Annotated in this window: 25 protein-coding genes; 15 read left to right on the plus strand and 10 right to left on the minus strand. The window is 60.5% G+C overall.

What is annotated here, in order from left to right; genetic code table 11:
• Positions 1–16 precede the first annotated feature (16 nt).
• Together F0Q04_RS15605 and F0Q04_RS15610 are read right to left on the minus strand one after the other, a co-directional pair.
• Positions 17–2,416 carry a bifunctional DNA primase/polymerase gene (locus F0Q04_RS15605; RefSeq protein ID WP_182341969.1) on the minus strand — a complete coding sequence of 800 codons (2,400 nt, stop codon included), beginning with the start codon at positions 2,414–2,416 and terminating at the stop codon, positions 17–19.
• A complete protein-coding gene (locus F0Q04_RS15610; protein WP_182341972.1) occupies positions 2,413–2,967 on the minus strand; it encodes a hypothetical protein in 555 nt (184 codons plus the stop codon). Before F0Q04_RS15610 ends, F0Q04_RS15605 begins: the two co-directional genes overlap by 4 nt.
• Positions 2,968–3,306: 339 nt before the next feature.
• On the opposite strand from F0Q04_RS15610, the gene F0Q04_RS15615 reads away from it, so the two are divergent.
• From F0Q04_RS15615 to F0Q04_RS15665, 11 genes are all read left to right on the plus strand, one after another.
• Positions 3,307–3,909, plus strand: coding sequence for a helix-turn-helix domain-containing protein (locus tag F0Q04_RS15615; RefSeq protein WP_182341975.1), 603 nt, complete (start codon positions 3,307–3,309; stop codon positions 3,907–3,909).
• Between the two features lie 198 nt (positions 3,910–4,107).
• Positions 4,108–4,452 carry a hypothetical protein gene (locus F0Q04_RS15620; protein ID WP_182341978.1) on the plus strand — a complete coding sequence of 115 codons (345 nt, stop codon included), beginning with the start codon at positions 4,108–4,110 and terminating at the stop codon, positions 4,450–4,452.
• The gene (locus tag F0Q04_RS15625; protein ID WP_182341981.1) at positions 4,452–4,676 is read left to right on the plus strand and encodes a hypothetical protein; all 225 of its coding nucleotides are present in this window, start codon (positions 4,452–4,454) and stop codon (positions 4,674–4,676) included. The genes F0Q04_RS15620 and F0Q04_RS15625 overlap by 1 nt, the downstream gene beginning before the upstream one ends.
• Before the next feature lie 2 nt (positions 4,677–4,678).
• Positions 4,679–5,458, plus strand: coding sequence for an ATP-binding protein (locus tag F0Q04_RS15630; protein ID WP_182341984.1), 780 nt, complete (start codon positions 4,679–4,681; stop codon positions 5,456–5,458).
• A 66-nt stretch (positions 5,459–5,524) separates the two neighbouring features.
• Positions 5,525–6,052 carry a DUF669 domain-containing protein gene (locus tag F0Q04_RS15635; protein ID WP_182341988.1) on the plus strand — a complete coding sequence of 176 codons (528 nt, stop codon included), beginning with the start codon at positions 5,525–5,527 and terminating at the stop codon, positions 6,050–6,052.
• A 66-nt stretch (positions 6,053–6,118) separates the two neighbouring features.
• Positions 6,119–7,216 carry an oxidoreductase gene (locus F0Q04_RS15640; protein ID WP_182341991.1) on the plus strand — a complete coding sequence of 366 codons (1,098 nt, stop codon included), beginning with the start codon at positions 6,119–6,121 and terminating at the stop codon, positions 7,214–7,216.
• Between the two features lie 3 nt (positions 7,217–7,219).
• Positions 7,220–7,894: a hypothetical protein gene (locus F0Q04_RS15645; protein ID WP_182341994.1), complete on the plus strand. Its 675-nt coding sequence runs from the start codon at positions 7,220–7,222 to the stop codon at positions 7,892–7,894.
• A complete protein-coding gene (locus tag F0Q04_RS15650; protein ID WP_182341997.1) occupies positions 7,891–9,552 on the plus strand; it encodes a DEAD/DEAH box helicase in 1,662 nt (553 codons plus the stop codon). Before F0Q04_RS15645 ends, F0Q04_RS15650 begins: the two co-directional genes overlap by 4 nt.
• An 8-nt stretch (positions 9,553–9,560) precedes the next feature.
• A complete protein-coding gene (locus F0Q04_RS15655; protein WP_182342000.1) occupies positions 9,561–9,782 on the plus strand; it encodes a hypothetical protein in 222 nt (73 codons plus the stop codon).
• 8 nt (positions 9,783–9,790) lie between these two features.
• Positions 9,791–9,973, plus strand: coding sequence for a helix-turn-helix transcriptional regulator (locus F0Q04_RS15660; protein WP_182323504.1), 183 nt, complete (start codon positions 9,791–9,793; stop codon positions 9,971–9,973).
• On the plus strand, positions 9,957–10,406 hold the full coding sequence (locus F0Q04_RS15665) for a hypothetical protein (RefSeq protein WP_182342003.1): 450 nt from the start codon (positions 9,957–9,959) through the stop codon (positions 10,404–10,406). The genes F0Q04_RS15660 and F0Q04_RS15665 overlap by 17 nt, the downstream gene beginning before the upstream one ends.
• Before the next feature lie 26 nt (positions 10,407–10,432).
• Here the strand turns inward: F0Q04_RS15665 and F0Q04_RS15670 are convergent, their stop codons facing one another.
• The 6 genes from F0Q04_RS15670 to guaB all read right to left on the minus strand — a co-directional run bounded on the left by F0Q04_RS15670 (position 10,433) and on the right by guaB (position 16,776).
• A complete protein-coding gene (locus tag F0Q04_RS15670) occupies positions 10,433–11,614 on the minus strand; it encodes a tyrosine-type recombinase/integrase (protein ID WP_182342006.1) in 1,182 nt (393 codons plus the stop codon).
• A gap of 359 nt (positions 11,615–11,973) precedes the next feature.
• Positions 11,974–13,590 carry a glutamine-hydrolyzing GMP synthase gene (gene guaA, locus F0Q04_RS15675; RefSeq protein WP_182342009.1) on the minus strand — a complete coding sequence of 539 codons (1,617 nt, stop codon included), beginning with the start codon at positions 13,588–13,590 and terminating at the stop codon, positions 11,974–11,976.
• Positions 13,591–13,635: 45 nt separating this feature from the next.
• A complete protein-coding gene (locus F0Q04_RS15680) occupies positions 13,636–14,082 on the minus strand; it encodes a type II toxin-antitoxin system VapC family toxin (protein ID WP_182342012.1) in 447 nt (148 codons plus the stop codon).
• Positions 14,079–14,339 carry a type II toxin-antitoxin system Phd/YefM family antitoxin gene (locus F0Q04_RS15685; protein WP_116924086.1) on the minus strand — a complete coding sequence of 87 codons (261 nt, stop codon included), beginning with the start codon at positions 14,337–14,339 and terminating at the stop codon, positions 14,079–14,081. Before F0Q04_RS15685 ends, F0Q04_RS15680 begins: the two co-directional genes overlap by 4 nt.
• Positions 14,340–14,781: 442 nt before the next feature.
• On the minus strand, positions 14,782–15,240 hold the full coding sequence (locus F0Q04_RS15690; RefSeq protein WP_182342015.1) for a DIP1984 family protein: 459 nt from the start codon (positions 15,238–15,240) through the stop codon (positions 14,782–14,784).
• A 60-nt stretch (positions 15,241–15,300) separates the two neighbouring features.
• A complete protein-coding gene (gene guaB, locus F0Q04_RS15695) occupies positions 15,301–16,776 on the minus strand; it encodes an IMP dehydrogenase (RefSeq protein WP_021027258.1) in 1,476 nt (491 codons plus the stop codon).
• Between the two features lie 144 nt (positions 16,777–16,920).
• On the opposite strand from guaB, the gene F0Q04_RS15700 reads away from it, so the two are divergent.
• A complete protein-coding gene (locus F0Q04_RS15700) occupies positions 16,921–17,499 on the plus strand; it encodes a DUF4124 domain-containing protein (RefSeq protein ID WP_182342018.1) in 579 nt (192 codons plus the stop codon).
• Between the two features lie 87 nt (positions 17,500–17,586).
• Here the strand turns inward: F0Q04_RS15700 and F0Q04_RS15705 are convergent, their stop codons facing one another.
• Together F0Q04_RS15705 and F0Q04_RS15710 are read right to left on the minus strand one after the other, a co-directional pair.
• Positions 17,587–17,943 carry an RnfH family protein gene (locus F0Q04_RS15705; RefSeq protein WP_116924089.1) on the minus strand — a complete coding sequence of 119 codons (357 nt, stop codon included), beginning with the start codon at positions 17,941–17,943 and terminating at the stop codon, positions 17,587–17,589.
• Positions 17,936–18,376 (minus strand): type II toxin-antitoxin system RatA family toxin, encoded by a 441-nt coding sequence (locus F0Q04_RS15710; protein WP_116924090.1) that lies wholly within the window; start codon positions 18,374–18,376, stop codon positions 17,936–17,938. Before F0Q04_RS15710 ends, F0Q04_RS15705 begins: the two co-directional genes overlap by 8 nt.
• Positions 18,377–18,513: 137 nt before the next feature.
• Between F0Q04_RS15710 and smpB the strand changes: the two genes are divergently transcribed.
• From smpB to F0Q04_RS15725, 3 genes are all read left to right on the plus strand, one after another.
• On the plus strand, positions 18,514–18,987 hold the full coding sequence (gene smpB / locus F0Q04_RS15715; protein WP_021027262.1) for an SsrA-binding protein SmpB: 474 nt from the start codon (positions 18,514–18,516) through the stop codon (positions 18,985–18,987).
• Between the two features lie 98 nt (positions 18,988–19,085).
• Entirely contained in the window at positions 19,086–19,700 is a 615-nt protein-coding gene (locus F0Q04_RS15720; RefSeq protein ID WP_182342021.1) for a Pr6Pr family membrane protein, read from the plus strand.
• 187 nt (positions 19,701–19,887) lie between these two features.
• Complete coding sequence (locus F0Q04_RS15725) at positions 19,888–20,223, plus strand: ATP-binding protein (protein WP_232539365.1); 336 nt, start codon at positions 19,888–19,890, stop codon at positions 20,221–20,223.
• Positions 20,224–20,312: the final 89 nt, after the last annotated feature.

Below are 20,312 nucleotides of genomic sequence, written 5' to 3' on the forward strand. Positions count from 1 at the left end.
ATTCAACAGAGCAACACTAGGCTGCTACGTAGCATTCTACAAGGCTATTCTCAATCGACTTAGAAATAAGTTTGGCCTGGATAGCAGTATCCACCAGCTCGTCCAGCTCCTTGGCCTTGCACTTCATCAGCTTGAGCAGCTTGGATCGGGGCATGAAGCCCTGCGCCATCAGCGCGCTCTGTCCATCGGCAGCGCTGGTGAGCTTGCGCACCTTCTGGATGTAGCCCAGCATGCGCTGCAGCTGCTCGTCGAACTGACTGACCGTGCGCGACCTGGTCACCGCATCCAGTAGGCGCGAGTCGTAGTACTGCACATACTCGATAGCCCACTTCAAGTGCTGTGGCGTGATGCAGGTGTTCTGCGCCCTCTCCGCCTTGCACGCGATCATGGCCAGGCGCAGCGACTTCTCCAGCGTGCGGCCGAGCAGCACATCAACACCCTCGTGCTCAAACTTGTCCTTCCAGCCGTTGAGCTTGCGCTCGAAGGCCTGGATCAGCGGCAAGCAGGCATCGTCGAAGACCAGCGGAATGGTGTTCGGCTTCACATCCGGCCCGCAGACTCCCGCCAGGTCGCCGAAGGCCTGCCCCGTGATGTGCACCAGCTTGCACCACTCGGTGATGTGAAATGGCACATCTGCCGCGCGGCTGTGGAGGTTGATCAGTTGCCGGGGGCGGGTTGACTCAACCACGATGCAGCGGCCTAGAAACCCATCTTTGATCAGGTCGTCGGTCAGGTTACTGTAGAAGGTGTTGCCGGTCGTGGCTCCCAGCAGTGTGATGCCCGGGTTGTAAACCACGCGGGCCTGAACCTGTTGGTCCTGGCGCAGCGTCATTTGCGAATAGGTAGGTGGGCGCATCACGCCGTTGACCCGCCCATACGCCTCCACCAACTTGTCGATCGCCGCTTCGCCGTTGCTGTTCCCCTTGGCCCGAGACAGCTTGAGCATCTTGCCGATCTCGTCGATGCAAGCAAGGTGCGCGGGCGCCTGCAGCAGCTGAGAGAAGACTGCGCCGGCCGATGTGTATCCAGATCCGCCGATCAGCTCGGGCAGCCCGGCCTCCGTCAGAATCTGCTGCACAGCCGACTGTGGGTGCTCCTTGCCCTCGGTGGACTTGGCCACCATGATGAAGTAGAGGGATGTGAAGTTGTTGAACTGCGACACATAGGTGCGCGCCATCACCACGCTGCCTAGCGCGATGGCGGCGGCCACGGCCAGCTCAGGCTGCTCTTTGGGCGCTGTCGCGGCGATCCAGCGCGCAATCTCGCCCAGCATGCCGGGCGGGTTGATCACGAACGGAGGCAGCGCGGGCGCCGCCTCCTCGCTGGTGGTGGGCGGCAGCAGTATGCGGTCCGCCGCCGCCGGCGGTGATGATGAAATGTCCGGAGCTGGCGAAATGTCCGGAGCTGCGACGACTTGAGGCGGCGGCTCTTGCCGGCTGTCGCCGGCCGTGGCGCCAAAGCCATCGGGCACGACAAAGTCAGGTAGGCCGTCAACCGGCACCAGCTCGGCCAGCGCATCCACTGCGCGCATAAACTGCACCTGGTGCGTGTTCATCACCAGATCGATGGCGGTCATGCCGTAGTTGCCGCCAAAGTCGAAGATGCCGTTCGGATTGACGCCCACATTCGGATTTTCCGCTCCCCGCCAAGTAGCGATGCAGCGGTAACCGTCTCCGTGGTGGCGCGATGTGGGGATGAGGCGCGGCACCCAGAGATCCAGGTTCGCTAGGGCCTGCTGGTTCAGGCGGCTGTAGAACTCTGCGGCAGCCGACTGGTTGGTGTTGATGCGGTCGGTGCTGTCCTTGGGTTTGATGACCTTGCGGCTCTGATACTTCTTATCCGCCTCAGTCTGATACGGCGCGATGGTGGCCTGCACTCGCTCCAGAAACCCCTCAGGCAGGACAGGAAGATCTTCAACTTCGTATTCCTCAAGCATGTCCTCAGTCAGGTACACATAAGTGTGCCCTTCGGGATGACGGGTGCCGGGCATCAGGGTTTGACGACCGTCCGACAACACATCCAGCACGCGTGCGCCGCCGATGTTGAAGCTGCACGAGGGCTCCCCGTTGTACCGGAAGAACGCTGTATACCCTTTGGCGCCGCGCTTCTTCACAGGCGTCCATGGAATCAACCGATCCAGGGCATCCGTACCATTGGTATCGTAGTCCCGGTCCAGCGCAACGACGCGCGACTTCTTGCCGCAGAGCAACCCAATGCCAGCATCCGGCCAGGTGTCCCAAGTCTCCAGCTCAATGTCGGTGGGCATGCGATCAAAGTACCGCTCCCAATCGTTCATGCCGCGCCACCCCTCGACGGAGGAATAGGCGCCGGGGCGCTTCGTGCCGGGGGCGATGGGAATGACACAGTATCCGCGCTCTATGTAGACATAGGCACGGGACTTGAATGGTGAATTCATGCGGTGGCGGCCCCCACGGTGACAAAGTGCCCCGATTTCTTTTGCGAAATGAGCCGATCAACCGAGCGCTTCAGATCGATGGCCGTGCAGCTGTCCAGCTGTTCAACGTGGACTTCGATTGCCACCCTAACCTTTTTCGCCTCCTCGCTCGAATAGGCAAACACCCCCCCGGAAAGGCAGCGCTCGCACATGGCCTTGTGCGCGTCGTACGCCTGCAGAAGCTCCGGCCGCCAGTCCCGCCCGAGGCGCTTCTGCTGCGCCAAGTCGCATGCCACGCTGATGGTCTGAGACACGTACTCGGCCTGCTGCCGACATCCGCCGCCCCGCTCCAAGGCAAGGAAGTGCTCCCATATCTGAATCTTGAAACCGGCAAAGCTGGCGTCCGGCGTGCTCTCCAGTTTGCGGTTGCGCTGGTTCACGATGTCCCAGGGCATCACCCTGGAGGTGATCTTCTTGCGTGCAGTGCCCTTACGCATCGGCGCCACCTTGCACTTGGTCGGGCCGCACAATCGCCAAGGGCAGACCTGCAGCAATGGCAACGGTCCGGGCATGCTCTTCAGGTATAGAGTGACTCCACTTGTGCACGGCCTGCGGGGTGATGCCGCACTTCTCAGCGACGGCGCCGGTGCCCCCCGCCATCACCACTACGCCGCGCACTGAGAAGCCTACTGGAGCGGACTCGTTCCTAGTCTTGATTGAGTTTTGCAAAATTCCATCTCCAAATAAATTGAACTTTAATCAATTCTAGAGATAGTTGCGGACGCGCACAAGGCTTTAACCGAGTTGATTAAAGTTTATTTTTTACTTAAGCTATACCTATGTCGGACAGGCGGGCAGTGATCTGCGCGCGTCCTGAAACCATTCATAGTTGCGTACGGAGTCTGAACCCCATGAAATCGATACTTGCACAGCGCATACAAGCCGCGCGTGAAGCTATGTTCCCAGCGGTCAATCAAAAAGACATCGCCGCAAAGCTGGGCAAATCGCCCTCTGCAGTCTCCCTGTGGGAATCGGGCAAGAATGAGCCGAGACCCGCTGAAATTGTCGCCCTAGCCAAGACATTTGGTGTTTCTGTTGGTTGGCTCATGGGAGCAGATGAGACGAATAATACTGTACAGACATCCAGTAGTCAAGGAACCCCAGTGGTGTCCATTGACGCCCTAAAGACATGGGATTTGCAGGCGCCCGAAGAGTACGTCTACACGTCCCGAGACTATCCAGTAGGCACAGCGGTAGGATTCAAAAACAATAGCAGCGCACTACCATCTGTTGCGCCTATGGGAGCAATATGCATAGTCTCCCGAGCGCACCCCACAACGAACGGGACACCGGTGGTTGCAATGGTTGATGGCGATCTTTTGCTGCGCCGAATAGTGCAGGACGGTGGTCAAACGTTGCTGCTTTCCGACGATCCCAGATTCGCATCCATACCACTGGATAAAGCGACAGTGATTGGTCGCATCGTCGAAGTCATACAGCGCACAACGCTCTGACCCCAGCGGCCCGATCTTACGGGCCGTTACTTTTTACAGATACGTACTTCTACGTACGAGAAAGTTCTTGAACCTTAATCAACTTCGATCTATGATCTAGTCATCGAATGAGTTTTAGTCAACTTGATCGATGGCAATTCAACACGTAGATCGGAGAACAAATTGAACAAGGAAAAAATCTCATCATTGGCGGAGCGATTGCTCCAAGCTAAGGCCGCAGAGGATGCGGCCACCAAGGACCGCAAGGCCGTCGAGGCCGAGCTGGTCCAAGAGGTCGGAATTCAGAAGGCCAACGGTTCCAAGACCACTGCGTTCGACGCGTTCAAGGTGACCATCACCACTGCGCAGAACGTTAAGCTCGACTGGGATAAGTACGACGAGATGGTCGACGACATTCCTACCGAGTTTCGCCCTGTCAAGGCCAAGCGCGAAGTCGACGAAAAAGGCGTCAACTGGCTGCGTGAGCACAAGCCTGAGATCTACGCCAAGCTGCCGCTCACCATCACGGATCGCACGCCTACTGCCAAAGTGGAGCGTGTGTAATGCAGAAAGTCATCATCACCATCGAGAGAGCACCCAATGGCCAGGATGTGGTGAAGATCTCTGCAGACTACCAGGGCGCTGCCGCCCTTGATGAGGGCAACCCTGCCCACCAGATCGCCGCGCTGCTGATGCAGACCGCCGCGAGCCTCTCCGGCCTCGAAACCGCTGTCATCAACAGTGATGCTCCAGGTCCCAACCAAACTATCCTCTTGAAAGCTGCATAACCATGGCATTCGACCTTTCATCCATCAGCCGCGGCCGCCGTGCACGGCCGCCCAAGATCGTCGTCTACGGCCCACCGAAGATCGGTAAGTCCACCTTTGCGGCATCCGCGCCGGGTGCGATCGGCATCATCACCGAGGAAGGCCTGGACAACATCGACGTGCCGGCCTTCCCCAAGGCTACGCATTACAGCCAGGTTGAAGAGGCCATCAACACCCTGTTGACCTCGGACCACCCGTACAACACCGTGTTCGTCGACTCGCTCGATTGGCTGGAGCCGCTGATCCACGGAGCCATATGCGAGCGCGGCGGAGTCAAAAACATCGAAGACTTCGGTTACGGCAAGGGCTACGTTATGTCCGACGACAAGTGGCGCGAGTTCTTTGCCAAGCTGGATGAGTTGCGCGATAAGCGCAACATGGCCATTGTGTGCATTGCACATGAGCGCATCAGCAAGATCAAAAATCCGCTGCTGGCGGATGACTACGACGCATACGCGCTCAAGCTGGAGAAGCGCGCCCTCGGCATCGTCAACGAATGGGCCGACATCATTGCTTTTGCCGCTCATGAAACGATGACGCGCAACGTGGCCCAGAACCAGCAGCAGCAAAAGGACATCAAGGCGGTGAGCACCGGCCGCCGCATGCTGTACCTGAACCCGCACCCTGCGTACGTGGCAGGCAATCGCTACAGCCTCCCCGACTGCGAGCTCAACTGGTCGCAGTTCCAGGGCTTGCTCAACAATGCTCTGGCCCCGAAAGATTCTCAGAACGCAGCCGCATAACCGTTTTCGCTCGCCCTTAAACTTGAGTTTTAATCAACTCACCATTCAATTTTTAAGACATTCATCATGACTAATTTTGCAGACCTCAATTTCAAAGCCGACGAAGTAAAAGACGACTTCGCCATCCTCCCTCCCGGCGCCTATATCGCCATCATTACCTCATCGGAGCAGAAGGTGAACAAAGCCGGTACGGGCAAGTACCTGGCAGTCGTCTACGAGGTGATCGATGGCCCGGCCAAGGGGCGCAAGATCTTCTCGAACCTCAACCTCTGGAACGCCAGCGAAGCGGCATGCAAGATCGCCAAGATCGAGCTGTCCAAGATCTGCGAGGCACTGGGCATCAACGCTCCTCGTGACAGCAGCGAGCTGCACAACAAGCCCATGAAGCTGATGGTCGAGGTGACCATGGGCCAAGACAAGCAGGGCAACCCCCGCGAAGAAAACAAGATCAAGGAATGGCACCCTGCCACCGGTGCTGCGCCGGCCCTCACCACCAGCGCGGCGCCCGCACCCGCCAATCAGGCCCAGGCACCCGCCGCCTGGAATCAGCCCGCCACTGGCGCCGTTGCCTGGGCAGCGCCTGGCTCGCAATAAGTCTCCTCGCTAGAACAAGGCCCGTCCAAAGAGGCGGGCCGGTCTTAACTTCAACAGAGTTTCAACATGGTAGATATTGCTGACGCTACGTCGCCGGTGGTTGCGGCCATTGCCAAGGTCTACGAGGACCGCGAGGGAGCTGAGCCTCCCCGCACCTACCTCGGCGCCTCGATCATCGGCAAGGAGTGCGCGCGCTCTCTCTGGTACGACTTCCGCTGGGCCAGGCGCGAAAAGTTCGACGGCCGCATGCTGCGGCTCTTCCAAACCGGCCACCTTGCCGAACCGAGGTTCGTGCAAGACCTCCGCGACATCGGTTGCGAGATTCTTGACTGCGACCCGGCCACCGGCCGTCAGTTTGCTCACGCCGACCACAGCGGTCATATGGGTGGGCACATGGACGGCAAGGGCCGGTACATCCCGGGCGGCGGCCAAAAGTGGCACGTTCTGGAGTTCAAAACCCACTCCGCGAAATCGTTCAAGGAACTGCTCGCCAAGGGGGTCGCGCTGGCCAAACCCCAGCACTACGCGCAGATGCAGTGGTACATGGGCAAAGAGGGCCTTGACCGCGCGCTGTACCTGGCCGTGAACAAGGATACCGAAGAGCTTTACGCCGAGCGCATCACGTTCGACTTTGAGTATTTCACCAAGCTGCAGACCAAGGCCGAGCGCATCATTTTCGGAACAGAGCCACCCGCCAAGATCGCTACCGACATCCACGCGTTCGCTTGCAAGTTTTGCGTGCACAAGGATGTATGCCACGCCGACCAGGTCCCGGAACTCTCGTGCCGCACCTGCGTGCACTCCACCGCCGAGCGTGAGGGCAATGGCCGGTGGTCCTGCGCAATCGCACCAGGCGGCCGGCAAAGCGAGATCCCGGTCACTTTCCAGCGGACCGGGTGCGGGCAGCACCTTCCGCTCCCGTTCTTGGTCACCTACGCCACACCGGTGGACGCCGGCGCGGGCTGGATCGAGTTCCAGCGCAAGGACCGGCCGGAGATCCACTTCTGCGTCGTGGCCGAAGGTGTGGCGCCTGATGGCGTGCGCGCCGGAACACCGGCCTATTTGTCCCGCGAGCTGTCGGCGCTCAAGGACTACCGCGCCCTCGGCGCACCCGAGCTCGAAAAATATCGCGCCCAATTTCCGGGTGCAGAAATTGTGGGGTAAGCCATGAACATCAAATTCTCAGGTACGGGCATGGCCTTCTTGTCGCACTACATGGCGACCCAGGACATTCGCTATTATCTCAACGGCATTTTTTTGCAGCCGCTCACTGCGCGCCAGGGAAGCGGCGTGATCGGAGTCGCCACCAACGGGCATATCCTCGGGTTGTGGCATGACCAACAAGGCGAGCTCGATCGAGAGGTCATCCTCCACGTTACCAAGCCACTCTTGTCTGCGTTGGGGAAGAGCGACAAGGGACTGCCAAGGTCCCTCCGCGTTATCGATGGACGCCTGGCCTGCCTCACGGCCAAAGACGGCGAGGTATACATCCAGCCCAATCCGCATACCCCGATAACTGGGAAGAGGATGCCATGGGAGGTTGAGGGAAAGTTCCCAGAATTCTCTCGCGTGGTTAAACGTGCGGACAAGTTCGCGGATGCCCCCGGACCAGTAGATCCCGTTGATGCGCGCTACCTGGAGCTGCTCAATCGGTCGGTTGTCGGAGCCTCGCGCGCGCCCAACGGCATCGAGTTGCGACAGCCCGCTCCTAACTCTGAGATCTACGCTCGCTTTTGCGCGAAAGATGAGGCTTTTGCTGTAGTGATGCCTATGCGCTGGGGCGCAAGCGATGTGCCGAAATGGCTGCGTCAGATCCTCAAGGCTGCGGAGGCGCAAGGATGATCCAACTTTACCCCTACCAACAGCAGGCGGTAAACGCCGTCTTCGACTTCCTCCAGACCCGTCCGGGCAATCCTTTAATCGAGTTGCCTACCGGCAGCGGGAAGAGCCTGACCATGGCGAGCACTGTAAAGCAGGCCATCGCCATTTACCCGCCAACCAACGTGCTGCTGCTCACGCACGTGAAGGAGTTGATTGAGCAGGATTACAAAGCGATCACCAAGTACTGGCCGGAAGCGCCCATTGGCATCTGGTCCGCCGGCGTAGGCATCAAGAGGCAGGCGCAGATCACCGTTGCTGGCATCCAGTCGATTCACAAGCACCCCGCCCGCTTCGGCAACACGCACCTGGTGCTGGTGGATGAATGCCACCTTATTCCGGCCAAAAGCGATACCACGTACCAGCGCTTTATCACTGCGCTGCGGGCCCATAACCCGAACCTCAAGGTCATCGGCTTCACGGCGACCCCATACCGCACCGACTCGGGCCTGTTGACCGAGGGTGACAACGCCATATTCACCGACATCGCATACAGCGCGAACGTCGGCGACCTGATCCAACAAGGCTATCTCTGCCCTTTGGTGGCAAAAAACGGCGTGACTAAAGCGGACTTGGCCGGCGTCGGAACACGGGGCGGGGAGTTCATCACTGGAGCGCTGCAGGACGCGATGAACAAGGACGCGTTGATCGAAGGCGCGTTCGATGAGGTTGCGCTGTACGCATCCGATCGCAACCACATCCTGGGCTTTTGCACGGGCGTGGCGCACGCGCGCCGGTGCGCTGAGCTCGCGAATGAGCGCGGCTGGCCCGCCGACTACGTGGATGGCTCAATGGGTAAGGTCGAGCGTGATGGAAAGATTGCGGCATTCAAGTCCGGCGTCATCCGATTCCTGTTCAACGCCAACATCCTGACCACCGGCTTTGATGCGCCGTTAACCGACTGCCTGGTCATGCTGCGCCCCACCAAGAGCACCGGCCTGTATGTCCAGATCATGGGTCGCGGGCTTCGCAAGCACCCCAACAAATCCAACACCTTGGTGCTGGACTTCGCGGGCAACATTGAGCGCCATGGGCCGATAGACCAGATTCAGGTCAAGTCAAAGCGCAAGAGTGGTGAGAAGGCAGTGAGCGTGGCGCCGGTGAAGGAGTGCCCCAGCTGCCATGAGCTGGTGCACACCTCCGTGCGCATCTGCCCAGGGTGCGAGCACGAGTTTCCGGCGAGCGAGAACCCGGCGCATGGCACAGAGGCGGCGGATATGGATCCAGTCGCGGTCCTGGCAAAGCCGCGTGTCGTGGAAGTTGAAGCTATCCGATACAGCCCGCACACAAAGCAAGAGCGCACTTCTCTTAGGGTGGAGTACCTATCCCAAGGCCAGACCTACACCCAATGGGTGCCTATCGAAGACCCCCGGAGCTATGTGCGCAAGCATGCGGTGCAGTGGTTTTGGGACCATGGGCGTCACCAGTGTCCTGACACGGTCACTGACGCTCTGAACCTTCTGGAGCGCGAAGGCACTGTACCCGTCCCGGACTCCATTCAGGTAGTTCGCGATGGTGCGTATTGGAAGGTCGACAAGTATTTCGGCCTCTCTCATCGCCCAGGGGTGGCCACCGTCGAGCGCGAACCTAGTCTGGGCAATTTAATGAGGGCATGGGGATGAAAACAAGCATGGATGACAACGCGAGCATGTCGCTCGCTGAGGTGCAGGTCCGGCGAGATGCCGCAAAGAAAGACCTGGAGCGCTGGCAGCGAGTGCTGGACAAGAAGGCATGCGACAGCTGCATTCATTGGACCGGCCACGGCTGCAAGGCATCGGGCGGCGCCGTGCCGCCGGAGGAGGTTCAGCGGACCGGCTGCCAGGCCTGGCGCTACGACTTGATCCCTTTCTGAGGTGAACTATGGAACAACCAACGATTCGAGAAATGCTCTCCCCCAAGGAGATGATGCAGCGCTTCAAGGTGTGCCGCCGCACCCTGGACAACATGGAGAAGACTGGCAAGATCCCCAAGCGCGTGCACCTTTCGCAGCGCACTGTGCGGTGGTGGCGCGACGAGGTGGAAACCCATGCTGCAGTTGCTTAGTCGCTTCGATGCGTGGTTGACTGCTCAGGTCTTCCAGAGGCTGGTTGACCTGAGCCAATTGCGGCCTGCTTGGTGGGGGCGGCAAGCAGCGGCAGTGCTGCTCATAGTGGGCATCGTCCGAGCGGTGAACACGGGGTATTCGATCCTGGCGGTGATCTATGTTCTCGCTATGGGTGTATGGCTGCTTGCTACCTTCATCGAGCCGCTCTACGCCAGCTTGGCGGAAAGCACCTGGGTGCGGTACTTCGCGCTCTTTGACGCGGCCATAACTATTTCTGCCCTGCTGCTCCCCCTCTTGGGTGAGCAGCCAGATCGTCTGGCTCGTTGGGTAGTGGGCTCAGTGGGCTTCACTTCCTATTTTTATTTCGCCACCTGCCGGCCGCCTCGCCCGAGGCTGCCCCGTCGCAAGACGGTTCTCAGGCAGGTAGGATAAGCAAAGGGGCCCAGCAGGCCCCTTTTTCATTGTGTCCAGCGATCAACCATATCCGCCCAATCCTGCAGCATCGCGGTGCGCTGCTCGCGATACTCCGCTTTGTTGTAGACCGCGCGCACGCCCCGCTGCTCGTGCGCCAAACACTTCTCGATCCAGTCGGTGGCATACCCCGCCTCGTTGAGCAAAGTGGACGCGGTGCGCCGCATGTCATGCGGTCCGCAATCGGGCATGTCAACACCATCGCCGCGCGCCTTCTCGACGGCGCTTGAGATGACACGGTTCAACGTGGCCGCGCTCATCGGCTTATCGAACTCATATCGGTTTGGGAGGACATAGGAGGAGCTGCCGCCAAAGGTTTTCAGCGCAATCATGAGGTCGAAGGCTTGGCGCGAAAGATAGACCACATGCGGCCGGCCCATCTTCATGCGCTCCTTGGGAATGGTCCAGGTGCGCGCCTCAAAATCAACTTCATCCCAAGTAGCGAGTGTCAATTCGCTCTTGCGCACCATTGTCAGCAGCAGCAGCTTTATCGCCACCTTGAACTGAATGCCGGTCCCAACGCGCTCAAGATAGGTGTACAGCGTCTTGATGTCAGTGGGCTGGAGCATGCGGTCGCGGGGGACAAACGTCGCAATGCTGCTCGGCTTCACTCGGTCCGCTGGGTTTGCTTCGACGTCCAGCCCTCGCTCAACCGCGTAGCGAAAGACCATCATCACGATGTCTCGGGCTTGGATGGCCACCGCAGGCGCGCCGCGCGCAACGATCTCGTCTGTTCTTCTGCGCAGCGCGTGGTGGTCAATCTCGCGCATCAGCTTGTTGTGGAAGTAAGGCTTGAGGTCGCGCTCGTAGACTGATCGCTTCATCGCTCTGGTGGAGTCGGCCATGCGATGCTTCTCCATCCATTCCTCAGCCCAGCTGGCAAATGTGCGCTCGCCTTCGACGGCCGCGACCGCCGCTCGCGCCGGTGAAACCCCGGCGTTGCGCAGGCGCTTAGCCTCACTCAGCTTCTGCCGCGCCTCGGCGAGGGTGATCCCGCCAATGCCGTACTGACCGAAATTGATTGTTTCCTGCCGGCCGTTGACCCGGTAGTTGTACGCAAACGTGCGCGCACCCTTTGGGGACACCCGGACATACAGTCCATCACGGTCCGCCATTTTGAACACCTTGCCCGTGGGCTTGATGTTTTTGAGTATGGTATCTGTGAGCATTGCAACCTGTTGAAGTAGAAAATATTTTTAAATCTCCTGCAGGTGCTTGATGGTAGGTTTCAGCAAGTTCAAGAAAAATTGACCATCATCACGCAGTGCCATCAAACACGCCTGCAGGCCTGATCAGAGCTCGCTCTCCTTCGTTTTGACGCGCTCTGAACGCAACATAAACGGGATCACAAAGCACCAATTTGGCAGGTCGATTCTAACGACGCCATCAGATTTGCCAATAATCATCCTTGCTTCAACTGTCTACAACTTATCGATCTTTGCCGAATTTTTCTCATAAAAAAAGCGGCAAATCAATGACTTACCGCTTTAAACTTTCTTTAACTTATTTCAATATTCTTTTTCAGAATTTATTCCCACTCAATCGTCGCAGGCGGCTTGCTAGACACATCATACGTAACGCGATTGATCCCGCGCACTTCATTGATGATCCGGTTCGACACCCGCTTGAGCAGCCCATAAGGCAGCTCAGCCCAGTCCGCCGTCATGAAGTCGCTGGTCTGCACCGCGCGCAGCGCCACGACGTAGTCGTAGGTGCGGCCGTCGCCCATGACGCCCACGCTCTTGACGGGCAGGAAGACAGTGAAGGCCTGGCTGGTCAGGTCGTACCAGGTCTTGCCGGTGGCATCGTCCACCCAGTTGTTCAGCTCTTCGATAAAGATGGCGTCGGCGCGGCGCAGCAGATCGGCGTATTCCTTTTTCACTTCGCCCAGGATGCGCACCCCCAGGCCTGGGCCGGGGAAGGGGTGGCGGTAGACCATGCCGCGCGGCAGGCCCAGGGCTACGCCCAGCTCTCGCACTTCGTCCTTGAACAGGTCGCGCAGCGGCTCGAGCAGCTTGAGGCCCAGCTGCTCTGGCAGGCCGCCCACGTTGTGGTGGCTCTTGATGGTGACGGCCTTCTTGCTCTTGGCGCCGCCCGATTCGATCACGTCGGGGTAGATGGTGCCCTGGGCCAGGAAGGTCGCGCCCTTGTGGCCGCCGTCGCCTGCTTTGAGCTTGGCGGCCTCGGCCTTGAAGACGTCGACAAACAGGCCGCCGATGATCTTGCGCTTGGCTTCTGGCTCGCTCACGCCAGCGAGCTTGCCCAGGAACAGGTCAGACGCATCCACACGGATGACCTTGGCGTGGAGCTTGCCTTCGAACATCTCCATGACCATGTCGCCTTCGTTGAGGCGCAGCAGGCCGTGGTCGACAAACACGCAGGTCAGCTGGTCGCCAATGGCGCGGTGGATCAGCGCGGCAGCGACGGACGAATCGACACCGCCGGACAGGCCCAGAATCACCTCTTCGTCACCGACTTGCTCGCGGATCTTAGCCACAGCTTCTTCGATGTAGTCACCCATGATCCAGTCGGCCTGGGTGGCGCAGATGTCGAGCACAAAGCGGTTGAGCAAGGCCTGGCCTTGCACGGTGTGCGTTACCTCGGGGTGGAACTGCACCGCGTAGTAGCGGCGGGCCTCGTCGGCCATGCCGGCGATCGGGCAGGATGGCGTCGAGGCCATGACCTTGAAGCCTGGCGGCAGCGCGGTGACCTTGTCGCCGTGGCTCATCCAGACCTTGAGCATGCCGTGGCCTTCGGGGGTGACGAAGTCCTCGATGCCCTTGAGCAGCTCGGTGTGGCCATGGGCGCGTACTTCGGCGTAGCCAAACTCGCGGCTGTTGGAGCCTTCGACCTTGCCGCCCAGCTGGGTGGCCATGGTCTGCATGCCGTAGCAGATGCCCAGCACGGGAATGCCCAGCTCGAACACGGCATCCGGCGCGCGGTCGTCCACTTCGTAGACGCTGGCATGGCTGCCGGACAGGATCACGCCCTTGAGCTTGCCGTCTGCGGCAAACTCGCGCACCCAGTCGCTGCTCACATCGCAGGGATGCACTTCACAGTAGACATGGGCTTCGCGCACGCGGCGGGCGATCAGTTGGGTGACTTGGGAGCCAAAGTCAAGGATGAGGATCTTGTGGTGTTGCATAGCAGGATCGTTGGGTTTGGATGGTGGAAAAACGGGGTGGATGGGTCAAAAATCGTCGGCCGCCAGCACGGTGATGCCGCATTGGCGGGCTGCTGCCACTTGCGCGGCATCAAAACTGGCCAGCGGCAAGCGCAGCGACTGCGCCAGCCACAGGTAGGCGGCATCGTAGACCGGCAGGCCGGTGGCCAAGGCCACATCCAGCACGGCCTTGTGCTGGGCGGGGGCCAGGTCATGGAGTTCCACCCGGTGGCGTATCGCATCGAGCACGCCCCAGAGACCTTCGACACTGCCCAGCGGGACACGGCCGCTGTTGGCCCCGGTGGCAATCAGGTTGCTGCATTCCCAGAACCACAGGTTGGGCGCTTGCGGATCCACCTCATGGCGGCGAATGCGGGCGTAGAGGCGCTGGGTATGGCTACTCGCCGCTTCGGGCAGCAGCCAGGCGGCGGTGACCGAGGCATCGAGCACAAAGGCGCTGAAGGCGGCGCTCATGCGGCGCTCCTGCCGCTGCGGCGCAGCTGGGGGACTGCATCCGCATCAGACGCCGGCGCAATACTGGCCTGCAACGCCTCGATCTGCGCCAGCTCCCGGGCAATCTGCTCGTCGGTGATCACCGGCTTGCGCCGCATCGGCAGCATGCGCACCACTTCCTTGCCGTGGCGCGTGATGCGCACTTCCTCGCCCTGCTCGACCAACTCGACCAAGGCAGAGAAACGGGTTTTCGCTTCGTAGATACCGACGCTGTGCATGGAAGTGGGTGACAAAAAATCTGTCCTGAACATCAATTCAGACCAGATTCTAGCATTCAGACCAGTTTTATGCCAATAGCTGGCACAAGAGGTGAGAATACAGCCCAGCAAACCAAAGGTTTGCGGTTGAGGCTAGGCGCGCAGCCGCAGGCAGTACTGAAGTACGAAAAGGCAAGCAACAACGCATCAAGGGTTGTGTTCTCGCCTCGAAAGGAGGAGCGCCGCGTCAGTGCAAGGTGGTGAGGTATACGCTGTCAAAGGTACAGGGTACGTGGTTCCGGGCTGATGGGTAAGCCGTGTATTGAGCACGTTTGCGCTGCCCTCCGCGCATCCAGATGGGACCCAGAATATTTTCAACCCCCTGGCTCCCAGCCGGGGTCTTTGCACTCGCCCGTGGCGCTCCAAAAACTAGATGGTGATCCTTTATGGGGTCAGTGAACGGCTATGCCGCCACATCGATCTGCCAGTTGGCCGATTGCAGCACCACATTGGTCTCGCGGATGCGGCGCGACAGATCATCGGCCTGCTTTTGCAAGCTGGCCACATTGATCTGCGGCAGCCATTTGATCTCGCGCTGGCTGTAGCGGTCCACATCCTTGTGCGTGGCGGCGATGGTGGCGACCAGCAGCGAATGCTGGGCGACCAGGGTATCGCGCTGGGCCAGGATATCGGCCAGCGGGCGGCCATCAGCCAAGCGGGCCGTCTCGTTGGCGGTGTTGATGGCGCGCACCAGCTGCTGCTGCGCGAGCAAGGTCGAGGTGGCCTCAGTGAGCAGGTCTTCGACTCGCTCCTTGGGCTGCTCGCCTTCTTGCACGATGGCATTGCGGGCAATGCGCTCACGCAGGGAGAGCAGCTTTTTCTTGTGGTCGGCTCTGAGCAACAGGGCTTCGGCAAGCTTCATCGGCATTCCTTGGAAGGAGTTCAAAAAAATGGCTGCCAGCGGCAGCCATTCTCGGGACCATCAGTCAGCGCGGTAGTTTGGAGCTTCCTTGGTGATCTGCACATCGTGCACATGCGACTCACGGATACCGGCTGCGGTGATTTCCACAAACTCGGCCTTCTCGTTCATCTCGGCAATCGATGCGCAACCGCAGTAGCCCATCGATGCGCGCACGCCGCCGGCCATTTGGTAGACGATGGCAACCATCGAACCCTTGTAGGGCACGCGGCCTTCGATGCCTTCTGGCACCAGCTTGTCGGCATTGGGGTTGCCGGTGCTCGATTCCTGGAAGTAGCGGTCGGCCGAGCCTTGCTGCATCGCGCCGATCGAGCCCATGCCGCGGTAGCTCTTGTATGAGCGGCCTTGGTAGAGGATCACTTCGCCGGGTGCTTCTTCGGTGCCGGCAAACATGCCGCCCATCATGATGGTCGATGCGCCAGCGGCCAGGGCCTTGGAGATATCGCCCGAGAAGCGGATACCGCCGTCAGCGATCAAAGGCACGCCGGTGCCTTGAAGCGCCTGGGCCACGCTGTCGACAGCCATGATCTGGGGCACGCCCACACCGGCCACAATACGCGTGGTGCAGATGGAGCCTGGGCCGATACCGACCTTGACCGCATCAGCGCCTGCCTCGACCAGCGCCAGCGCCGCTGCGCCGGTGGCGATGTTGCCGCCGATCACATCTACCTGGGGGTAGTTTTGCTTGACCCAGCGCACGCGCTCGATCACGCCACGGCTGTGGCCGTGGGCGGTGTCCACCACGAGGGCGTCCACACCGGCCTTGACCAGCAGGTCCACACGCTCTTCGGTGCCAGCGCCCACGCCAACGGCCGCCGCCACGCGCAGACGGCCAGCGCGGTCACGTGCGGCATTGGGGAAGGTGGTTTGCTTGGTGATGTCCTTGACGGTGATCAGGCCCTTGAGTTCAAAGGCATCGTTCACCACCAGAATGCGCTCGAGCTTGTGCTTGTTGAGCAAAGCCTTGGCAGCGGCGGGCGTGGTGTCGTCTTTTTCATTGACGGTCACCAGCTTGTCGCGCGGCGTCATGATGTCGCGCGCCTTGACGTCGTAGCGGGTCTCAAAGCGCAGATCGCGGCTGGTCACAATGCCAACCACCTTGCCGCCGTCGCAGACCGGGAAGCCGGAGATGCCCCGCTCCTCGGACAGCTGCATGATCTGCAGCACCGTGTGCTCAGGCGTGATCACCACCGGGTCGTGCACGACGCCCGATTCATGGCGCTTGACCTTGGAGACCTCGGCAGCTTGCTGCTCGGCGGTCATGTTCTTATGGATCACACCAATACCGCCCTCCTGAGCGATGGCAATCGCCAGTCTGGCTTCCGTGACCGTGTCCATGGCGGCAGACACCAGGGGCAGGTTCAGGCGGATATTGCGGGAGAATTGGGTGGCGAGAGAGACGTCCTTGGGCAGGACTTGGGAGTATGCGGGCACCAGCAACACATCGTCGAAGGTGAGCGCTTTTCCGATCAGGCGCATTGTGAAGGCTCCAAAAGAAAGATTCTACCGTCTTTTGTAAACAGCTTGCAGGGCAGCCGTATTACATCCCTTCGGCGCAAGCCTGTTATCTGCAACCAACAACTTCGTCTGGCGTTGACAATCGGCAAGCTACACTCGCCTTCTATGAAACTCATCAAGCTCCTTCTCCTCTCGGTAGCCATTGGCATTGGCGCGCCCGCCATGGCCCAATGGCAGTGGGTCGACAAAGACGGCCGCAAGGTCTTCAGCGACCGCCCACCGGGATTGGAGGTGCCGGAGAAGAACATCCTCAAGCGCCCCAAGGGCTATGGCTCGCTCAAGGGCGTGCAGTCCTCGGGCACAGGCCCTGCGCTGCGCGAGGTCGCACCCGCGCCCCAGGAGGGCGAGTCTGGCGATGGCGCAGCAGCACCCGCCCCCGCTGCTGGGGCCGCCCCGGCTGGCGGTGCCGCCGCTGCCAAGGCCGCCACTGGCAAGGACAAGGAGCTCGAAGCCAAAAAGGCCGCTGACGCCAAAGCCAAGACCGATGCCGAAGCCGCAGAAAAAGCCAAGCAAGCGGCAGCCAAGGCCGACAACTGCAAGCGCGCCCAGCAGGCCAAGGCGATGTATGACACCGGCAAGGCCGTGCGCGCACCCAATGAAAAGGGCGAGATGGTGTTCCAGAGCGCCGAGCAGCGCGCCGCCGAGATCAAGCGCACCGATGAGGTGATCTTCAACAACTGCTGATCGCCCGTGCCCCACACCAAAAAGCCAAGCAGATGCTTGGCTTTTTTCCATGCGGCGATGGCCGCGCAATGGCGGTGAACCTTTTCTTTAAGCGCCGTAACCGGCCTTGGACTGCGGCCTGCGCCGGGCAAACAGGCCGGCGCCACGGGCGCCCTGCTTGGCAAAGCGCTCACGGCGCGCTTTCTTGGGGTCGACCTTGAGGGCTTCGTACAGCTCCACCCGATCCCCATCGGCCAGCAGCTGGCTGCGGGGCCGCACCCGGCCCCAGATGCCCGCATCCTGCGCATCGGCAAACACCTGGCCGGTTTGCTGGCCAGCCGCTGCCAGGGCCTGGGCCAGGCTGGCACCGGCGGCCAGCTGCAGCTGCACCGTCTGGGGCTGGCCGTTCTGGGCCCAGACCACCTCAATCTGCATCAGCGCGGCGCCCGCTGCGGTATCAGCCATAGATCTTCTCGGCCCGCTGGATAAAGGCATCCATCATCGTGGCGGCGATCTTGTCAAAAATGGGTCCGACCACGGCGGCGAGCGCCATGCTGTCAAAGCCATAGCTCAGGCTCAGCGACACCTTGCAGGCGCGCTGGCTGCCATCGCCCACCGGCTCAAAGCGCCAGTCGCCTTGCAGCTGCGAGAACGGCCCCTTGACCAGGGCCATCTGCAGCCGCTTGCCCGGCTCATAGGTGTTGCGGGTGACAAAGGATTTTTTGATACCCGCCAGCGCAATGCCGACCTCGGCGGTCACACCATCGGCGTGCTGCTCGAGCACGCGCGCGTGGTCACACCAGGGCAGAAAATCGGGATAGCGCGGCACATCGGCCACGAGATCGAACATCTCCTGGGGGCTGTACCAGATCAGGACGGACTTGTTGACAGTTTTCATGCAGACAGGAGGGAGGGCCGCAGCAGCAAACCGGCTGCCGCCCGAAACATTCATAAAATCATAGACCAGAACAAAAAGCGCAGCCCCCAGCAGCCCTATGGACTTGGGAAAGCCGTTTTGCCCCTAATATTGCAATTATGTCGAAGACGAACAACACCAACAGCCGCATAGCCGATAACAAGAAGGCTGCATTCAACTATTTCTTTGAGGAACGCTTCGAAGCGGGCATGGTGCTGCACGGCTGGGAGGTCAAGGCGCTGCGCGAGGGCAAGGCCCAGCTCACCGATGGTTATGTGCTGGTCAAGAATGGCGAGCTCTTTCTGATGGGCTGCCAGATCAACCCGCTCAAGACCGCCTCCACCCATGTCAGCCCCGATGCCGCACGCATCAAGAAGCTCTTGATGAAGAAGGACGAGATCAAGCGCCTGATCGGCAAGGTCGAGCAAAAGGGCTACACCCTCGTCCCCATCAACCTGCACTGGAAAAACGGCCTGGCCAAATGCGATATTGCACTGGCCAAGGGCAAGGCCGAACATGACAAGCGCGATGTGATCAAGGACCGCGAAGGCAAGCGCGAGGTAGAGCGCGCGATGAAGGTGCATAACCGTTGATAGACCAGATGGCCCAATGGCGGTTGCACCTGGGCGCCAGCGTAGAGACTTTGAACAGGTTCTAAGATAGCGGCTCCATCCTGACTGGAGACCCCGCCATGCACACACTGCTGCGGCTTGCACGCTTTGGCCTGGCCGCCCTGGTGCTCGCAGCCATCGGCCAACAGCTGTCCCTGCATGCCGCGCACGGCCTGCGTTTTGCCAACTTCTTCAGCTATTTCACGGTGCTGTCCAATCTGTTGGCGGCGCTGGTGCTGGTGCTCGGTGCCTGCACACCGGCGCGTGCTGAGCGCCCCTGGCTCAGCCAGTTGCGTTTTTTCTCTGCGCTCAACATGGCCATTGTCGGCCTGGTGTTTGCCTTGCTGCTGCGCAACCTGGATGTCGGCCTGATGCAGGCCTGGATCAACAGGGTGCTGCACTACCTGATGCCGGTCGCCGTGGTGCTCGACTGGCTGCTCGCCCCGCCGGCCGCGCCGCTGGCACGCAAGGTCCTGGGCAAGGCGTTGGTCCTGCCGGCGCTCTACCTCCTCTACACCTTGCTGCGCGGCCAGCTGACGGGCTGGTATCCCTACCCCTTCCTGAACCCGGCCCATGTCGGTGGTTTCGGGGGTGTGGCGGCCTATGCGGCCACGATTGCGCTGGGTTTTGTGGTGCTGGGTAGTGGGCTGCTGGTCGCCGCCCAAGGCATGACTGCCAGCAAGCGCATGCGATAAGACCCGACACAGCGGGCCGGCAGCTGAGCGCGGTGTGTTCGAGGATGGGCATCTGTCCGACATGGCGGGCCAGCGCCCCCACCTATATTGAGGACACCATCAACCAACCTGGGTGCCGTCTATGTTCTCCAAGCTTGCTGTACTGGCCATTCCGCTGTCCGCCGTTCTTTTGACCGCCTGTGGCTCCATGCACCACAAAGCGTCGGATACGAGCACGCCAGTGCGATCCGCAGATGGCGTGCTCGTCGGCCCCGATGGCCGCACGCTCTACACCTTCACCAAGGACACCGCTGGCAGCGGTGCATCCACCTGCTACCAGCAGTGCGCCACCAACTGGCCGCCACTGGGCGTGGCTGCAGGTGCCAAGCCGATTGGTGACTTCAGCATCATCACCCGCACCGACAACACCCAGCAATGGGCTTACAAGGGCTGGCCACTGTACTACTTTGCCAAAGACAGCCAGGCAGGCGACAAGCGTGGCGATGGCATGGGCGGCGGTGTGTGGAAGCTGGCCAAGCCTTGATCGGCTAACGCCCTTCAGCTTTAGTGCAAACAACAAGAGGTGGCCTTACGGCCACCTCTTTGCGTTGGGGCGCTCTGTCCAGCGCGCTG

Source organism: Comamonas koreensis (genome assembly GCF_014076495.1).
Lineage (GTDB): Bacteria > Pseudomonadota > Gammaproteobacteria > Burkholderiales > Burkholderiaceae_C > Comamonas > Comamonas squillarum.

Coding starts and splice junctions, on each gene's coding strand:
- F0Q04_RS15605 (WP_182341969.1), bottom strand. CDS start 2,416: ATGAATTCACCATTCAAGTCCCGTGCCTATGTCTACATAGAGCGCGGA.
- F0Q04_RS15610 (WP_182341972.1), bottom strand. CDS start 2,967: ATGCCCGGACCGTTGCCATTGCTGCAGGTCTGCCCTTGGCGATTGTGC.
- F0Q04_RS15615 (WP_182341975.1), top strand. CDS start 3,307: ATGAAATCGATACTTGCACAGCGCATACAAGCCGCGCGTGAAGCTATG.
- F0Q04_RS15625 (WP_182341981.1), top strand. CDS start 4,452: ATGCAGAAAGTCATCATCACCATCGAGAGAGCACCCAATGGCCAGGAT.
- F0Q04_RS15630 (WP_182341984.1), top strand. CDS start 4,679: ATGGCATTCGACCTTTCATCCATCAGCCGCGGCCGCCGTGCACGGCCG.
- F0Q04_RS15635 (WP_182341988.1), top strand. CDS start 5,525: ATGACTAATTTTGCAGACCTCAATTTCAAAGCCGACGAAGTAAAAGAC.
- F0Q04_RS15640 (WP_182341991.1), top strand. CDS start 6,119: ATGGTAGATATTGCTGACGCTACGTCGCCGGTGGTTGCGGCCATTGCC.
- F0Q04_RS15645 (WP_182341994.1), top strand. CDS start 7,220: ATGAACATCAAATTCTCAGGTACGGGCATGGCCTTCTTGTCGCACTAC.
- F0Q04_RS15650 (WP_182341997.1), top strand. CDS start 7,891: ATGATCCAACTTTACCCCTACCAACAGCAGGCGGTAAACGCCGTCTTC.
- F0Q04_RS15655 (WP_182342000.1), top strand. CDS start 9,561: ATGGATGACAACGCGAGCATGTCGCTCGCTGAGGTGCAGGTCCGGCGA.
- F0Q04_RS15660 (WP_182323504.1), top strand. CDS start 9,791: ATGGAACAACCAACGATTCGAGAAATGCTCTCCCCCAAGGAGATGATG.
- F0Q04_RS15665 (WP_182342003.1), top strand. CDS start 9,957: ATGCTGCAGTTGCTTAGTCGCTTCGATGCGTGGTTGACTGCTCAGGTC.
- F0Q04_RS15670 (WP_182342006.1), bottom strand. CDS start 11,614: ATGCTCACAGATACCATACTCAAAAACATCAAGCCCACGGGCAAGGTG.
- guaA (WP_182342009.1), bottom strand. CDS start 13,590: ATGCAACACCACAAGATCCTCATCCTTGACTTTGGCTCCCAAGTCACC.
- F0Q04_RS15680 (WP_182342012.1), bottom strand. CDS start 14,082: ATGAGCGCCGCCTTCAGCGCCTTTGTGCTCGATGCCTCGGTCACCGCC.
- F0Q04_RS15685 (WP_116924086.1), bottom strand. CDS start 14,339: ATGCACAGCGTCGGTATCTACGAAGCGAAAACCCGTTTCTCTGCCTTG.
- F0Q04_RS15690 (WP_182342015.1), bottom strand. CDS start 15,240: ATGAAGCTTGCCGAAGCCCTGTTGCTCAGAGCCGACCACAAGAAAAAG.
- guaB (WP_021027258.1), bottom strand. CDS start 16,776: ATGCGCCTGATCGGAAAAGCGCTCACCTTCGACGATGTGTTGCTGGTG.
- F0Q04_RS15700 (WP_182342018.1), top strand. CDS start 16,921: ATGAAACTCATCAAGCTCCTTCTCCTCTCGGTAGCCATTGGCATTGGC.
- F0Q04_RS15705 (WP_116924089.1), bottom strand. CDS start 17,943: ATGGCTGATACCGCAGCGGGCGCCGCGCTGATGCAGATTGAGGTGGTC.
- F0Q04_RS15710 (WP_116924090.1), bottom strand. CDS start 18,376: ATGAAAACTGTCAACAAGTCCGTCCTGATCTGGTACAGCCCCCAGGAG.
- smpB (WP_021027262.1), top strand. CDS start 18,514: ATGTCGAAGACGAACAACACCAACAGCCGCATAGCCGATAACAAGAAG.
- F0Q04_RS15720 (WP_182342021.1), top strand. CDS start 19,086: ATGCACACACTGCTGCGGCTTGCACGCTTTGGCCTGGCCGCCCTGGTG.
- F0Q04_RS15725 (WP_232539365.1), top strand. CDS start 19,888: ATGCACCACAAAGCGTCGGATACGAGCACGCCAGTGCGATCCGCAGAT.